Consider the following 14,548-nt stretch of genomic DNA (forward strand, 5'->3'; position numbering starts at 1 on the left):
AAGGCACCTTTTAAAATTCTCTCTTCTCATACAATTTCACTGAAACGAAGATAGATATTATGAACATGCATATTGAACTAACGAATAACATGCTGTTATATAGTTGAATTTGTTCTAGGTTGATTCCAAAGAAAATAGAAGAAACAGCCATAGGCACTATCAATATAAAAATCGCAATAAAAATAGTTTTTTTATATGCTAACCAAAACGATATTGGTAAAACAAAACTTAAATACATTAAAATCAAGCTAATACTAGCAACCATTGTCGTTTCAATAAATTCAAATAGGTTAACCCCACTCTTCATTCCCATCGTGAAACAACCGACCGTTACGCTTATAAAAAGAATAATAATTGCTACTATATATTTCGCATACACAATTTGTTTTCTCAATATTGGTAAACTATTTACTATAACTTCACTCTCATTTTTACTTTCTGCTTCAAATGTTTTTACTGTTGCTCCAATTGTAATAATTACTGACATAATGATGAACAAATTTTCCGTATCTGTTAAGGCCATATAAAAGAAAACAGGATACAGTATGTACCAAATTAAAAATTTCCATTGAATGATGAAATCTTTTAAAATTAGTTGTTTCAAAACTATTCCCCTCTCTCTTACAAATCACGTTCACTATACAAATTAATTGAGAGTAACATAGACATGATATATAAAAGAAGCAGCCCAGCCATAAAACAAACATTTACGGCTAAACTCGTGCTCCAAGCATTCTCTACATCTAACCATACTTTACTTACAATCAGTCCACTTAAATAACCAAATGCAATTCCGATGAAGGGAGCAATTTGTTTTGCACTGCTATATCCTACTGAAAATTCAATTGGGAGTACAATTATGCTACAAACAAACCCACCTGTTATACCTCCGAGCATTTCTCGCCACAGCATAAATCCAGTCATCTGTTCATTTTGTAACTGTATTAAACCAACCACTAGTGAGAAGCATCCACCTAGAGCAACTAAAATACTTACAAATATGTACTTCCCTATGACAATATCTTTACGGTCAAACGGTAAACTATTTACTATCATTTCACTTTTATTTTTCCCCTCATAACTCATTGACAGTACCGTGCCAAGAAAAGGTATAGATACGCTAATCGTCATAAGGAAGCTATCACTACGAAAATCAACAATAGAAAGGAAAACCAAACATATAAGATAAACAAACCCTAATTTTCTTTGCAACATCATATCTTTTAAGACGAGTTGCTTGACCATGTATTACACCTCCTAATATGAAAATGTCCCTTCTATAACTCTGCCTCCTGAAACATTTTCACTGAGAGGAACATTGATACGAATATACTCACTAACACTCCGATACCAAGAACACCCATTGCTTGTGTAGCCTCTTGAGAGTGGAGTACTTTTAGCATAATTGTTTTATCACCAAAAACATTGCACATAAGACCAATCATACCGGTTAAAGGCAAAACCATAATAACATTCAAGACAGAAGTAGCTTTATATCCCCCAATGTAATTAGTCGGTATCGTTACTACACAATAAATCAAAGTTGCTACTATTGCTGAAAATATTGCATATCCAGGCATAACTATATCTCTGTTCAATAGAATATTTCCTAATATTATGACTATAAAAGTTGTACTCAAACCAGCCATAATAAATAATGAACTTGAAATATATTTAGCTATAACTATCTCTGTTCTCGTTATAGGCAAACTCACTAATATTTTTTCTGTTTTACTTTTCTCTTCATAATAAAAAGAAATATATATAATCGTACTACATGTTATAAATAACCCTATTGCGATCCCCATTGGTTCTACAGAATTTCTAAAAACAGATAAAATAGGTATTAAAAAATAGAAAAGAAACATCTTCTTCTGTAAGAAAAACTCCTTCAAAATCAACTGTTGCATATGAATTCTCCTCTCTATAAATCACGTGTTTCATAAATTTTAATTGTAAGGAACATAGAAACGATATAAATACTAACTAATGTAATAAATCCAACTATAAATACAGCAACATGCATAGGATTCATAATCCATTCAATGAATGAAAGCGCTGTTTCATTTAGCCCATCACTAATAAATATCCAAAGAATTACACCCACTCCTATTGATGCTGCTGATACTATACTTCTTACTACCTTCGATTTTGTACCATAATAACTAGGGAAAAACGTGACAACAAAAAATGTGGCATAAACAGCTCCATTTATGATTTCATACCATGGAATTTCAATGTATAAATTAGGATGATATACACCGATATCACCAATAACCGCAATGCCCCTTATAAGAAAAACAACTAACATAGTAGAGAGCATGCCACCAACAATAAATATTACACAGGAAATATATCTAGCAATTATGATATCCTTTCGACTTACCGGCAAACTATTTATAATAATGTCACTTTTATTTCTTTCATCCATAACGGTTAACGTCATAACCGATGAAAAGGTTATAAATAGACAACTCATTGGAAATAACAATTCACCACTTGCATCTAACATAAAGAACAAAAGGGGCATAACAAGATTCACTAACCAAATTACCCGAAAAAAGAACAAATCTTTATAGATTAGCTGACGCATAGGCATCTCTCCCTTTCGCAGTGTAAACGATGATATCGTCTAATGTAGGCTTTTCTAGTACAACCTCATTTCCAAACCAATCGACAATTGCTTGTTTATCCTTCGCTAAACCTTCAAAACCAAATTTATTTTTTCTTAGTCCAACAAATAGCTCTTTTCCTTCTCGGTCTAATAAATCATTACTCCCTTTTACGATTACGTAGTTCTCCATTAGTTCATCTTTCTCACCAGTAAATATAATTTCTCCATCGTTGATGAACGTAATATAATCTGCGATACGCTCTAAGTCTGTTGTAATATGAGTTGAGAATAATACAGATACTTCATCTTCCATTACAATTTCTTGCAACATATCAAGTAATTCACTTCGAACAACTGGATCTAGTCCTGCTGTCGGTTCATCCATAATGATAAACTCTGCGTGATGTGAAAGTGCGATAGCAATCGCAAATTTCATTTTCATCCCTTTTGATAGTTCTTTAATTTTTTTATACTTCGGAACTTGTAGTCTATGCATATACGATTGATACTGCTCTTCGTCCCATTCTTTATATAACGGTGCGATAATACGCTTCATTTGCTCACACGTTAAATCTTCGTAGTAATGATTTTCATCATATACAAAACCAATATTTTGTTTTATTTCCTTTTCGGCTTTCTTATTGTCCTTGCCAAAAATTTTTATATCGCCGCTATCTTTTCGAATTAAGTTCATAATCATTTTGATCGTCGTACTTTTCCCTGCCCCATTTGGCCCGACAAATCCCATAATATATCCGCGTGTTAACGTAAAACTTATATTTTTTACTGCAAAATCTTGATAACTTTTACAAACGTTTTTTAGCTCTAACATCCCTTATTCCCCCTCATATAAACACGCAATCATCTGCTGTAAATCTTCAAGTGAAAGCTGCAACGCTTTACTTTCATTTACAATCTCTTCTGCTTTACTTTCCAATAGACGAATTCGCTGTTCTTTTAGTAGTTCATTATTTTTACGTGAAACATAAGTCCCCTTCCCAGCAACAGTTTCTATATATCCTTCTTTTTCAAGCTCCTCATACGCACGCTTCGTTGTAATTACACTAATTTGTAATTCTTTTGCTAAGCTACGAATAGACGGTAATTGGTCTCCACCCTTTAAGCCACCATTTAAAATAAGCTGGCTTAATTGTTTTCTTATTTGTACATAAATAGGATCTTGGGAAGAATTCGAAATAATAATATTCATGTTTTCCTCCAGTGTGTGTATATACTGTGTATACCTTATATATACAGTATATACACACCATCCTATTTTTGGCAAGAAAAAAAGACCAACATTTTCCTGTTGGTCTTTCGTATATGTATCACTTTTCAAAGCGATCTAACATCTCATCTCTCATTCCGAAACTCACTACCGCAATTCCTACGTACATAAACAGAAGGAACGCAGGATGAACTGTGTTGTACCAAGTGCTATCAACAATTAAATAAATCGTTAATGCGACAACAAGAACAAACGCTAAGATAAACATATAAAAGTGTCTTGTACTACCCATGATAAACTCCTCTCTTCTCACTTCACCATTCAACAGTATATTTTATCGAATAATTCGATATGACTCAAGGTTAACTTTCTGTTATGTAATCAAGTTCCACCTTTACAATGTCCTCACATGCTATTGAAATAATCGTTCCTTGCTTATCAATTGCCGTCACTTCTCTATTATCCATCACGCGATGTGCTACTCTTTCTAGTACTTTTCCTTGATCTCTATAACAAAATTCTTTTACATCTTTAATCGTTTTTCCGTTTTCTAAATGGTATATCATTCTATAACACCGATATCCCACATTTTCACCCCCAGCTTGCTCGTTTTTTCACATATACATAAAAATGAGTCATTTCTATCTCATTACATCTTCTTAATTTCAATAAAATTCTAACAAAAATAAATACTTTTATCAAACTGACTTTTTCAACAAAATCACCTATGAAACTGCTTCTTTACACCATTATGAAACAAAAAATATAAATTTTTAACATTTTCTTCACTAATTCTGCACAGATTCTCCATACAAAAAAAGAACTCGCATATAGCGAGTTCTTCCTTTGTTATTCTAATCAAACTTGTACAGGAGCTGGCTTTTCATAACGTAAAACTGGTTTACGTGCAGCCATCGTTTCGTCTAAACGTTTAATGACTGTTGTATGAGGTGCTTCTTGTACAACTTCTGGATTTTCTTCTACTTCTTTAGCGATTTGAATCATCTTATCAATGAAACCGTCTAATGTTTCTTTTGATTCTGTTTCTGTCGGCTCAATCATAATACATTCTTCCACATTTAATGGGAAGTAAATTGTTGGTGGATGGTAACCGAAATCAAGCAGACGTTTTGCAATATCTAATGTACGTACACCAAGTTTCTTTTGACGACGACCTGATAATACAAACTCATGCTTACAATGTCTATCGAATGGAAGATCATAGAATGGTGCTAATCTTCTCATCATATAATTCGCATTTAATACCGCGTACTCCGTTACTGCACGTAGTCCATCTGGACCCATAGAACGAATGTATGTGTATGCACGAACGTTAATTCCGAAGTTACCGTAGAATGGTTTTACGCGCCCAATTGCTTCTGGACGATCATAGTTAAAGCGATAGCCATCTTCCGTTTTCTCTAAAATTGGTTTTGGTAAGTACGGAATTAAATCAGCTTTCACACCTACTGGACCAGAACCTGGGCCACCGCCGCCGTGAGGACCTGTAAATGTTTTATGAAGGTTTAAATGCACAACGTCAAATCCCATATCTCCTGGGCGCGCTTGGCTTAATACCGCATTTAAGTTTGCACCATCATAGTATAATTTACCGCCTGCGTTATGGACGATTTCTGCCATTTCTAAAATGTTTTCTTCGAATAGACCTAATGTATTAGGGTTTGTTAACATAAGTGCTGCTGTTTCTTCGTTTACAACACGTTTTAAATCTTCTAAGTCAACAAGACCATGTTCATTTGATTTTACTGTAATTGTTTCAAAACCAGCTACAGTTGCAGATGCTGGATTCGTTCCGTGAGCAGAGTCAGGAACAATTACTTTCGTACGGTTAAAGTCACCATTTGCTTCATGGTATGCACGAATTAACATTAAGCCTGTCCATTCTCCGTGTGCACCAGCTGCTGGTTGTAATGTAACAGTATCCATACCTGTAATTTCAATTAAATGCTCTTGTAAGTCGTACATTAATTCCATTGCACCTTGTACTGTCTTTTCGTCTTGTAACGGATGAATATTTGCAAATCCTGCGAAACGAGCTACACTTTCATTAATTTTCGGATTATATTTCATTGTACAAGATCCAAGTGGATAGAATCCAGAATCTACACCGTGGTTACGGTTTGAAAGTGCTGTATAATGGCGCATAATATCAAGTTCAGATACTTCTGGTAGCTCTGCATCTTCTACTCGAATATAATCGCTCTCAAATACATCTTCTAGTTTCACTTCTTCTACATCTAATTTTGGTAGGCTATATCCTATGCGTCCTTCTTTACTCACTTCAAAGATAAGTGCTTGGTCTTGGTTCTTCATTGGATAGCCCCCATTTCGTTTACAAGTGTGTCAATTTCCTCTTTTGTACGAAGCTCAGTTACTGCTACAAGCATATGGTTTTCATGCTCTTTATAATCACGGCCTAGGTCGTAACCGCCGATAATATTCTTTTGTAATAATGCATCGTTTACTTCTTTCACTGGACGCTTGCAATCTACAACGAACTCATTGAAGAATGGTCCAGCAAATGTTACAGTGAAGCCTTTCGCTTCAAATTGACGTTTTGCATATTGTGCTTTAGAAATGTTTTGTCGTGCCATTTCTTTCACGCCTTGTTTACCAAGTGCCGTCATTGCAACTGATGCTGCTAATGCATTTAACGCTTGGTTTGAACAAATGTTAGACGTCGCTTTATCACGGCGAATATGCTGTTCACGAGCTTGTAACGTTAATACGAATCCACGTTTACCATCTGAATCTACAGTTTGTCCGACAAGACGTCCTGGAATTTTACGCATAAATGCTTTCGTTGTTGCAAAGTAACCACAGTGTGGTCCACCAAACTGCGTTGGGATACCAAATGGTTGTGCATCACCGATTACAATATCAGCACCAAATTTTCCTGGTGGTGTTAATGCGCCTAATGATAACGGATTTGAAGAAACGATAAATAATGATTTTTGTTGATGAACGATTTTTTCAATATCAGCTAATTTTTCAACTTGTCCGAAGAAATTTGGATATTGAACGATTACACAAGCAACTGTATCATCTACTTCACTTTGTAATACGTCTAAATCAGTTACACCATCTTTATGGTTAATTTCAACAACTTCAAGATGTTGACCTTTTGCATACGTTTCAAGTACTGCTCTTGATTCTGGATGAACTGCACTAGATACAAGAATTTTCTTTTTACGAGTATGGCCAGCTGCTAGCATTGCCGCTTCAGCTAAAGCTGTACCTCCGTCGTACATAGAAGAGTTTGCTACATCCATTCCTGTTAATTCACAAATCATTGTTTGGAATTCAAAGATTGCTTGTAATTCCCCTTGTGAAATTTCTGGTTGGTATGGCGTGTAAGCTGTATAAAATTCTGAGCGAGAGATAACGTGATCTACAATTACTGGAGCGTAATGATCGTATACGCCTGCTCCTAAGAAAGAAGCGTATTCTTTTAAGTTAGCATTTTTACTAGCCATTTGAGTTAACTCTTTTAACAGCTCTGGCTCTGATTTTGCTTCTTTAATTTTTAAATCCCCTTTAAAACGAACACTCTCTGGAATATCAGAGAATAACTCATCGATCGTTTGAACGCCGATCGTTTGTAACATTTCTTTTTTGTCTTCTTCTGTCATTGGAAGATAACGATGCAACATGAAATCTACCCCTCTCCCCGTTACTTTGAACGTTTATAAAATGGTGTTGGAACAACTACTGCTTTGACGCGTTTATTACGAATTTCAATTTCTACTTCTGTATCAACTGCTGCGTATTTTACATCAATTAGTGCTAAACCAATGCTTTTCTTTAACGTTGGAGATTGTGTGCCACTCGTTACTTCCCCGATTTTTTCTTCTCCAATAAATACAGGATAATGCGTACGAGGAATTCCACGTTCGATTACTTCGATGCCGACTAACTTACGAGGCGCACCGTTTTCTTTTTGCTCTTTTAACGTTGCTTTTCCAAAGAAGTCTGCTTCTTTATTTGGTTTTACCGCAAAGCCAATTCCAGCTTCAATCGGTGTAATATCTTTTGATAACTCTTGACCGTAAAGTGGTAATGTCGCTTCGAATCGAAGTGTATCACGAGCACCTAAACCACATGCTTTTAAGCCTTCTTCTGCTCCAACTTCAAGAAGTTTCTCCCAAAGTTTTGCAGCATCTTCACTCTTACAGTAAATTTCAAATCCATCTTCACCTGTGTAACCTGTACGAGATACAAGTGCTGGAATTCCATCTACAAGAATATCGTTTTTAAATTTAAAGAACTTAATTTCTTTCAAATCTTCTGACACAACTTTTTGTAAAATGCCTTCTGCTTTTGGTCCTTGAATTGCAAGCTGTGCAACTTCACTAGAAACATTGACTACTTTTGCATCGCCAATTACATGGCTAGCTAACCATTCGTAATCTTTCTCGATATTTGATGCGTTGATTACTAATAAATAGTCTTCTTCACCACGTTTGTAGATTAATAAATCATCTACTGTACCACCATTTTCGTAGCACATAGCTGTATATTGTGCGCCTCCTACCTTTAAGGTAGAAACGTCATTTGTAACAACACGTTGTAAGAATGCTAAACTATCTACACCTTTTACCTCAACTTCTCCCATATGAGACACATCGAACAAACCTGCCGCTGTACGTACAGCTTCATGTTCTTCTTTAATGCTTGAAAATTGAACTGGTAACTCCCAACCACCGAAGTCGATTGTTTTCCCACCATACTTCGCGTATACATCAAATAACGGTGTACGTTGTAATGTAATCATGCTCTCTCCCCCTTATGCTCTGACAAATCAATAAAAGTTGTTTTCCCTTATCTAAACATTTTCACTCTGAAAAGATAGGATATACGGAATCTCCTTATATTTTTTTATGAAAGCGTAAATAAAAAATCACTTTCTTGGATAAAATACGAAAGATTCCACACATTTCACACCATTATCCTAACATTATTCGCTATATTTCATCAATATTCTAGCATAAAAAATAATTTAGAATTTTTTATTCTTAATCTAATTAAATACAACTTTCAAAATTTAGCCCTTTATCTTTACCTATTCTTTAACTTTTAGTATGTGTAATAGTGCCTTATTACAAGGTTTATATAATAAAGATTTTTTAATAATTACTTTAGTTTATAAAAGGTGGGAGAGTCGTAATGAATGTCGATATTTCCGTAGATCGAACGTGGCAAAACAATTTTTTAAATAGAATTGACGAAGATGGCCCTTGGACAAACTGGGATTTATATCATTTAGCTTATGAAACAGAAAAATCGTTACTTGTTCCTACTTTCGATGGATTACAAGCACCGAAGCATTTATCCCATTTCACACCACTTCCTCATCAATTAGAAGTCGCTCAAAATGTTATTGAACAAATGAATGGTAAAGCGATACTAGCAGATGAAGTAGGACTTGGGAAAACGATTGAAGCTGGGCTTATTTTAAAAGAATATATGGTCCGCGGCCTTGTGAAAAAAGTACTTATACTCGTCCCTGCCTCCCTCGTTTCACAATGGGCATACGAACTAAATACAAAGTTTTTCATTCCTGCTGTAGCCCAGAAGAAAAGCTATTCATGGGAACAAGCTGATGTGATTGTATCATCAATTGATACTGCAAAACGTTCACCGCATCGCGATATCGTTTTGAATTTAGAATATGACCTTATTATTATCGATGAAGCACATAAACTTAAAAATAATAAAACAAAAAACTATGAATTTGCACAGCGATTAAAAAAGAAATTTTGTTTATTATTAACCGCTACTCCTGTTCAAAATAAGATTGATGAAATTTTCAACCTTGTTTCTTTATTAAAACCAGGACATTTAGGCAATCAATCCAATTTTGAAGAATATTACGCTTCAAAAAATCGCTCTGCCGAATCTGATGAAGATTTAAAAGCTCTTATTAACAAAGTGATGGTCCGAAATCGACGGCATAATACCGGAATTGATTGGCCAAAGAGACATGTACGTACAATTTTTGTTGAGTTTAATGAACAAGAACAAGCTCTATATAATGATATTGAAAATTGGCGAGGACAAGACGCCTTCACATCTGCTTTCTCATCATTAACTTTAAAACGGGAAGCGTGTAGTAGTCGCGAGGCTGTTTACTATTCATTAAAAAAACATGTAGAAAAACGACAGAAGGAAAATGAGAATTACATAAAAGACCCGCATATTGATGTGCTAATGGACAAAATTAATCAAATTCCTTTCAACTCAAAAGCGAATAAAGCTCTTGAGCTTATTAAAGAAATTGACGATAAAGTCGTCATCTTCACAGAATACCGAGCGTCACAAATGTACTTACAATGGTTTTTACAACAACACGGTATTTCTTCCGTTCCATTCCGCGGTGGATTTAAGCGCGGGAAGAAAGATTGGATGAAGGAGCTTTTCCAAAATCATGCGCAAGTGCTAATCGCAACGGAAGCTGGCGGTGAAGGAATTAACTTACAGTTTTGTAGCCATATGATCAATTATGATTTGCCATGGAATCCAATGCGTCTTGAGCAAAGAATCGGACGTATTCACCGTCTTGGTCAAAAGAATGATGTTCATATTTATAACTTAGCTACAAAGCACACTGTTGAAGAACATATTTTGAAACTGTTATATGAAAAAATCAATTTATTTGAGCGTGTTATCGGTGAACTTGATGAAATTTTAACGAGAATTAATATGAAAAACATCGATGCACACATTCAAGAAATATTTGCGCAATCAAAAAGCGAAGGAGAAATCCGAATTAAGATGGAAAACTTAACATCTATTATCGACTTTGCGAAGCGAAATGAAGCTGAGGTGCAAGGCTATGCAGCAACATGAAATCCATAATTACTTGTACAATTTCTTTGAGGCGAATAACTGTGAAATTTTAGAACGTTCTCCTCATTTATTAGATGTGCAGTTAACAATTGAGATGGATAAATTATTAATGAATCGCCCTTTTTATTGGCACTATCTTGAGAAAACAGGAGGCGTACCGAATCCGATGCGCCTTACTCTTATTACAAATCCAGAAAATGAAGAAAACGACGGCGAGCTTATTCACTACGGTTCCCCACGTCTTCATCAAATTTTCCAAACGACAAAAGAATTAGGCTCTTACATACGTTTATATGAGGAAGTAAGGCATAGCGGGGCAACACATACACCGCTCCATCCGTGGCTCGGTGTAAATATTAAAGTTTCCTATCAATGTGATCGAAAAAAAGACATCCTTCACTCCATTGGGATTCATCTCATTTCTGGCACAATGATCGCAAACTTTCATGAAACATTAGCTAAAATTAAACTTACGCCGAAAATACCTGACTTTTGTTTTACGCTCTCGCCTATCATTAAACCGCAAAGCGGTTTACAACGTATAGAGGACGCTTTAAAAAATATTATTGCAGAAGATGACCATACGTGGGCGAAAGAAGCAAGAGTGCGCTGGAATCACGATTTAGACCTTTTAAATCGTTTTTATGAAGAAAGTGATGAACTTCCCGAAAGCTATGAAATTGAAAAGCAAGCCTTGCAAGAACAATATGAACCACGCATTACAGTGCAAATTATTAACGGTGGACTTTTTTATGTTACCGCGAATCATTTTCTACCTTAAAAAGCCCCTTCTATTTAGAAGGAGCTTTTTTGAGTTATCCTTTATCGCCATTACGCTCTTGTTGTTTTTGCTTTGCCATGCGTTTTTGATACGCGCGATCTTTTGCACTCACATGATTTGCATCAGTAGGAAGGTTTTCTTTTGAACGGCCAATTCCATTACTCATCTTTTCCACTCCTTCTTATGTCTTTCAAAGTACACCCTTATTTTCAGCTAGAGATACAATCCTTATACAAAAAAATAAGAGCAGCCATTGGCTACTCTTACTCGCTCACGTATTTTTGAAACATATCATGGATGCCTTTATTTACTAGGTTCGAGATCTGCTCGTCAGATTTATTCGGATAACGATCACGCAATCTGATAGATGCCTTCACCATTAAATTTTCTAATACAGAACGGCCACCTTCTCCATAAATAATTTCAGCATATTTAACAAGCCTTCCATCCTCTACTGTTGCTGGATTATGATTGAAGAAAAATTTACTCATTGTCTCCACCTCTCTCTTTTGATAACGTTTACATTTATATAAATTATTTATGTTATTTATTTCACAATATTGTATGCATGTATATTTAATTAGTTTCATTATAAAGCAACATATCGATAGTAAATATGTGATTTTCCGTCCATTTTGTGAACAAAATAAAAATGAAAGCGTTTCCTTTATTATATACTAAAAAAACTTACTACGCTAGGGGCAATTTTTTTTCAATCTACTAATCCCTCAAAAACTGATATATTTTTCCTTTTCCTATTAAACCTTATACAATTTTCAGAAATTATATTATAAAATATATGTATGACTTAAGGAGGATTTGTATGAATCAAAATAAAAAAGCTATATTAGATCTTGTCTTTTATCTCGTAATCCCGTTCCTCATTTGGAAATTTGCAAAACCTTATATCGACCCTTATTACGCGATGTTACTTTCCTCTGTTCCGGGGATTATTTATACACTGTATACCTTTAAAAAAGAAAAACAGTTTAACGTGACAGGGTTCTTTATTTTAATTACACTCATTTCTAATACAACGGTAGATCTATTATCTGGATCAGCTGAACGAATGTTATGGAACGATGCGTATTATCACATCGTACTCGGCATTATCGTCATATGTACAATCTTTATAAAAAAACCACTTATGTTATATTTCGCAGCAGATATTGCCGCACTCCAAGGCCATGACCGTGATAAAAGTCGTGAACTGTATCGTGATAGTCGTATCTATCCAGCACTACAATATTTAACACTATTTTTCGGTCTACAATTCATATTAAAAAGCTTCCTAAAAATTTATTTCATCTCTGTTTTCGGTGTAGATGGCTATGGTGAAATGAGAGCGATTATGACCGCTGTTGGATGGGGCATTTCAATTTGTATCGGAATTGGATTTGTTTGGGTAAATAATAAAATACATGCCGTTACGGAAGAAAAGGAAACTGTGCAGTAAATAAAAAATCCCCTAGTAGTATGATGCTACTAGGGGATTTTCACTTTGCTACACATATTACGAAATCGTTAACTTGATTTTTTTCTTTTATTTTTTACGTTTCGATAAAACAAAGCAGCACTAAGCGGCATAACACCAAACCACTTATTCATAAATGGCTCTTTTTCAGCACGGCGTTGTTCTTTCTTCTGTTTACGATCTTCTTTTGGAGCATCCATATATGACACAAACTGCTGCGTCACAAAGCGAACATAATCATTAGTAGACATATTATCATCACCTCTACTTGATTAGTATGTCCACTTTTTTATTCATTAATCTTTTCTTTTAATTCATTCATAATTTGCTTTACAGACTTATTCGTCGTATCAATATGAATATGAGCCTCTTCATAATAAGCTCGGCGTGATTCAAATTTTGCCACAAATGCCTCTATATCTTTCTTCTGAAATAGTGGACGTGTCGTATCTTCACGAAGTCTTTCTGCAATTACATGTGGATCACAATATAAATATACGACAGTTCCATTTTCCTTCATCCACTTTCGGTTTTCCTCTCGTTCAACGATGCCGCCACCAGTTGTAATAATTACATTACAACTCGGTAGTGAACGTAACATTTCACTTTCATATTCGCGAAAAGCCATTTCACCTTCTTCGGCAAAAATATCACGAATTGCCTTCCCCTGCTTCTCTTCAATTTTTTGGTCTGTATCGACAACATCCATATGAAGTTCTTTACTTAATGCTTTTCCAATTGTTGTTTTCCCAGCTCCCATATAACCGGTTATGTATATAGATTTCATGTTCGTTCCTCTCAATCATTCGTTATTATTTGTTATTATAACGAATGATTCCATTATTTAATAAAAAAACGTTTTGTTCTTCTTATACAATGAAGAACAAAACGTTTCATACACGCTTTTACTTATAAGCGCCTCTTCTCACCCACTGCGTTGCAATCCATTTCTCACCTTTCGTTACAGGTGCCCCTCCATGTAACGTAAGCTCATTTAATGATTGGTCTTGATAAAAATACTCAAAGTATACTGCCATTCCCTTTCTAGGGTGCACAGAAAGATTCAATTTGGGGAAGAACGTTTCTCCGCCCTCTTCTACATCATTTAAATACATGACAAGCGTACTAATACGATTATTAGCAGCTGATCTACTATGCTCTGCAAAGTAATCATAATGCGCTTTATATTGTTGATCCACTTCATAATTTAAAATGTGTAATCCTTCTCCATGCGACGCAGGAACATTCATGATAGATGAAATTCGTTTTTCAATCTTCGCAGTAAGTTCATTATCGTCTAAAAATGCACCCTTACTCGTTCGAATATCATTTACATCACGTGATGAACCAACTTTAGAACGTGCCAGCTTATTTTTAGACAATTCGATTAATTCGTCGCATTCTTCATCGCTTAATACATTTCCTAACACGACAATAAGAGGTTCTTCGAATTTTGAAATAATGTGTATTTCCCTATCTTCCGTCATAATTGCATTTCCTTTATGATCAAAAATAGTTTGTTCCTTGTTTTCACCTATTTGGTTGTTATTTGTCATTTTCCCTATTCTCCCTAAAAAATAA

Annotated in this window: 20 protein-coding genes; 4 read left to right on the plus strand and 16 right to left on the minus strand. The window is 35.0% G+C overall.

What is annotated here, in order from left to right:
• Window positions 1-10 precede the first annotated feature (10 nt).
• The 11 genes from AC3WVA_RS02600 to gcvT form a co-directional block, all read right to left on the minus strand.
• Window positions 11-604, minus strand: a complete 594-nt coding sequence (locus AC3WVA_RS02600; protein ID WP_098344878.1) for an ABC-2 transporter permease — start codon at window positions 602-604, stop codon at window positions 11-13.
• Between the two features lie 17 nt (window positions 605-621).
• A complete protein-coding gene (locus AC3WVA_RS02605; protein WP_098344877.1) occupies window positions 622-1,245 on the minus strand; it encodes an ABC-2 transporter permease in 624 nt (207 codons plus the stop codon).
• A 32-nt stretch (window positions 1,246-1,277) separates the two neighbouring features.
• Window positions 1,278-1,910 carry an ABC-2 transporter permease gene (locus AC3WVA_RS02610; RefSeq protein ID WP_098344876.1) on the minus strand — a complete coding sequence of 211 codons (633 nt, stop codon included), beginning with the start codon at window positions 1,908-1,910 and terminating at the stop codon, window positions 1,278-1,280.
• A gap of 14 nt (window positions 1,911-1,924) precedes the next feature.
• Window positions 1,925-2,593 carry an ABC-2 transporter permease gene (locus AC3WVA_RS02615; protein WP_098344875.1) on the minus strand — a complete coding sequence of 223 codons (669 nt, stop codon included), beginning with the start codon at window positions 2,591-2,593 and terminating at the stop codon, window positions 1,925-1,927.
• A complete protein-coding gene (locus AC3WVA_RS02620) occupies window positions 2,574-3,446 on the minus strand; it encodes an ABC transporter ATP-binding protein (protein WP_098344874.1) in 873 nt (290 codons plus the stop codon). The genes AC3WVA_RS02615 and AC3WVA_RS02620 overlap by 20 nt, the downstream gene beginning before the upstream one ends.
• Before the next feature lie 3 nt (window positions 3,447-3,449).
• On the minus strand, window positions 3,450-3,824 hold the full coding sequence (locus AC3WVA_RS02625) for a GntR family transcriptional regulator (protein ID WP_048531120.1): 375 nt from the start codon (window positions 3,822-3,824) through the stop codon (window positions 3,450-3,452).
• A 118-nt stretch (window positions 3,825-3,942) separates the two neighbouring features.
• Window positions 3,943-4,134, minus strand: coding sequence for a hypothetical protein (locus AC3WVA_RS02630; protein WP_000535935.1), 192 nt, complete (start codon window positions 4,132-4,134; stop codon window positions 3,943-3,945).
• Window positions 4,135-4,204: 70 nt separating this feature from the next.
• Window positions 4,205-4,408 (minus strand): DUF3929 family protein, encoded by a 204-nt coding sequence (locus tag AC3WVA_RS02635; RefSeq protein ID WP_000639160.1) that lies wholly within the window; start codon window positions 4,406-4,408, stop codon window positions 4,205-4,207.
• 292 nt (window positions 4,409-4,700) lie between these two features.
• Window positions 4,701-6,176 (minus strand): aminomethyl-transferring glycine dehydrogenase subunit 2, encoded by a 1,476-nt coding sequence (gene gcvPB, locus AC3WVA_RS02640; RefSeq protein WP_000795696.1) that lies wholly within the window; start codon window positions 6,174-6,176, stop codon window positions 4,701-4,703.
• On the minus strand, window positions 6,173-7,516 hold the full coding sequence (gcvPA, locus tag AC3WVA_RS02645) for an aminomethyl-transferring glycine dehydrogenase subunit 1 (RefSeq protein WP_048531122.1): 1,344 nt from the start codon (window positions 7,514-7,516) through the stop codon (window positions 6,173-6,175). The genes gcvPB and gcvPA overlap by 4 nt, the downstream gene beginning before the upstream one ends.
• A 20-nt stretch (window positions 7,517-7,536) precedes the next feature.
• The gene (gene gcvT, locus AC3WVA_RS02650) at window positions 7,537-8,637 is read right to left on the minus strand and encodes a glycine cleavage system aminomethyltransferase GcvT (RefSeq protein WP_087956936.1); all 1,101 of its coding nucleotides are present in this window, start codon (window positions 8,635-8,637) and stop codon (window positions 7,537-7,539) included.
• A 392-nt stretch (window positions 8,638-9,029) separates the two neighbouring features.
• Between gcvT and AC3WVA_RS02655 the strand changes: the two genes are divergently transcribed.
• Window positions 9,030-10,712: a DEAD/DEAH box helicase gene (locus tag AC3WVA_RS02655; protein ID WP_098344873.1), complete on the plus strand. Its 1,683-nt coding sequence runs from the start codon at window positions 9,030-9,032 to the stop codon at window positions 10,710-10,712.
• The gene (locus tag AC3WVA_RS02660; protein ID WP_048531128.1) at window positions 10,699-11,493 is read left to right on the plus strand and encodes a YqhG family protein; all 795 of its coding nucleotides are present in this window, start codon (window positions 10,699-10,701) and stop codon (window positions 11,491-11,493) included. The genes AC3WVA_RS02655 and AC3WVA_RS02660 overlap by 14 nt, the downstream gene beginning before the upstream one ends.
• 34 nt (window positions 11,494-11,527) lie before the next feature.
• Here the strand turns inward: AC3WVA_RS02660 and AC3WVA_RS02665 are convergent, their stop codons facing one another.
• Window positions 11,528-11,659, minus strand: coding sequence for a hypothetical protein (locus AC3WVA_RS02665; protein ID WP_048531130.1), 132 nt, complete (start codon window positions 11,657-11,659; stop codon window positions 11,528-11,530).
• A gap of 97 nt (window positions 11,660-11,756) precedes the next feature.
• Complete coding sequence (locus AC3WVA_RS02670) at window positions 11,757-11,984, minus strand: hypothetical protein (RefSeq protein WP_000032702.1); 228 nt, start codon at window positions 11,982-11,984, stop codon at window positions 11,757-11,759.
• Window positions 11,985-12,057: 73 nt separating this feature from the next.
• Between AC3WVA_RS02670 and AC3WVA_RS02675 the strand changes: the two genes are divergently transcribed.
• Window positions 12,058-12,174, plus strand: coding sequence for a GTP pyrophosphokinase (locus AC3WVA_RS02675; RefSeq protein ID WP_071721462.1), 117 nt, complete (start codon window positions 12,058-12,060; stop codon window positions 12,172-12,174).
• Between the two features lie 142 nt (window positions 12,175-12,316).
• Window positions 12,317-12,949 (plus strand): VC0807 family protein, encoded by a 633-nt coding sequence (locus AC3WVA_RS02680; protein WP_071757288.1) that lies wholly within the window; start codon window positions 12,317-12,319, stop codon window positions 12,947-12,949.
• 68 nt (window positions 12,950-13,017) lie between these two features.
• On the opposite strand, the gene AC3WVA_RS02685 is transcribed toward AC3WVA_RS02680, so the two are convergent.
• The 3 genes from AC3WVA_RS02685 to AC3WVA_RS02695 form a co-directional block, all read right to left on the minus strand.
• Window positions 13,018-13,218, minus strand: a complete 201-nt coding sequence (locus AC3WVA_RS02685; RefSeq protein WP_000106081.1) for a YqzE family protein — start codon at window positions 13,216-13,218, stop codon at window positions 13,018-13,020.
• A gap of 38 nt (window positions 13,219-13,256) precedes the next feature.
• Complete coding sequence (gene aroK, locus AC3WVA_RS02690; RefSeq protein ID WP_492321773.1) at window positions 13,257-13,754, minus strand: shikimate kinase AroK; 498 nt, start codon at window positions 13,752-13,754, stop codon at window positions 13,257-13,259.
• Between the two features lie 118 nt (window positions 13,755-13,872).
• Complete coding sequence (locus tag AC3WVA_RS02695) at window positions 13,873-14,523, minus strand: 2OG-Fe(II) oxygenase (RefSeq protein WP_048531136.1); 651 nt, start codon at window positions 14,521-14,523, stop codon at window positions 13,873-13,875.
• Window positions 14,524-14,548 lie beyond the last annotated feature (25 nt).

The organism is Bacillus sp. EB106-04-02-XG92 (assembly GCF_058791995.1).

Bases quoted from the DNA above. Each gene is read 5' to 3' on its own strand.
- AC3WVA_RS02605 (WP_098344877.1), bottom strand. From the start codon at position 1,245: ATGGTCAAGCAACTCGTCTTAAAAGATATGATGTTGCAAAGAAAATTA.
- AC3WVA_RS02610 (WP_098344876.1), bottom strand. From the start codon at position 1,910: ATGCAACAGTTGATTTTGAAGGAGTTTTTCTTACAGAAGAAGATGTTT.
- AC3WVA_RS02615 (WP_098344875.1), bottom strand. From the start codon at position 2,593: ATGCGTCAGCTAATCTATAAAGATTTGTTCTTTTTTCGGGTAATTTGG.
- AC3WVA_RS02620 (WP_098344874.1), bottom strand. From the start codon at position 3,446: ATGTTAGAGCTAAAAAACGTTTGTAAAAGTTATCAAGATTTTGCAGTA.
- AC3WVA_RS02625 (WP_048531120.1), bottom strand. From the start codon at position 3,824: ATGAATATTATTATTTCGAATTCTTCCCAAGATCCTATTTATGTACAA.
- AC3WVA_RS02630 (WP_000535935.1), bottom strand. From the start codon at position 4,134: ATGGGTAGTACAAGACACTTTTATATGTTTATCTTAGCGTTTGTTCTT.
- AC3WVA_RS02635 (WP_000639160.1), bottom strand. From the start codon at position 4,408: ATGATATACCATTTAGAAAACGGAAAAACGATTAAAGATGTAAAAGAA.
- gcvPB (WP_000795696.1), bottom strand. From the start codon at position 6,176: ATGAAGAACCAAGACCAAGCACTTATCTTTGAAGTGAGTAAAGAAGGA.
- gcvPA (WP_048531122.1), bottom strand. From the start codon at position 7,516: ATGTTGCATCGTTATCTTCCAATGACAGAAGAAGACAAAAAAGAAATG.
- gcvT (WP_087956936.1), bottom strand. From the start codon at position 8,637: ATGATTACATTACAACGTACACCGTTATTTGATGTATACGCGAAGTAT.
- AC3WVA_RS02655 (WP_098344873.1), top strand. From the start codon at position 9,030: ATGAATGTCGATATTTCCGTAGATCGAACGTGGCAAAACAATTTTTTA.
- AC3WVA_RS02660 (WP_048531128.1), top strand. From the start codon at position 10,699: ATGCAGCAACATGAAATCCATAATTACTTGTACAATTTCTTTGAGGCG.
- AC3WVA_RS02665 (WP_048531130.1), bottom strand. From the start codon at position 11,659: ATGAGTAATGGAATTGGCCGTTCAAAAGAAAACCTTCCTACTGATGCA.
- AC3WVA_RS02670 (WP_000032702.1), bottom strand. From the start codon at position 11,984: ATGAGTAAATTTTTCTTCAATCATAATCCAGCAACAGTAGAGGATGGA.
- AC3WVA_RS02675 (WP_071721462.1), top strand. From the start codon at position 12,058: ATGCATGTATATTTAATTAGTTTCATTATAAAGCAACATATCGATAGT.
- AC3WVA_RS02680 (WP_071757288.1), top strand. From the start codon at position 12,317: ATGAATCAAAATAAAAAAGCTATATTAGATCTTGTCTTTTATCTCGTA.
- AC3WVA_RS02685 (WP_000106081.1), bottom strand. From the start codon at position 13,218: ATGTCTACTAATGATTATGTTCGCTTTGTGACGCAGCAGTTTGTGTCA.
- aroK (WP_492321773.1), bottom strand. From the start codon at position 13,754: ATGAAATCTATATACATAACCGGTTATATGGGAGCTGGGAAAACAACA.
- AC3WVA_RS02695 (WP_048531136.1), bottom strand. From the start codon at position 14,523: ATGACAAATAACAACCAAATAGGTGAAAACAAGGAACAAACTATTTTT.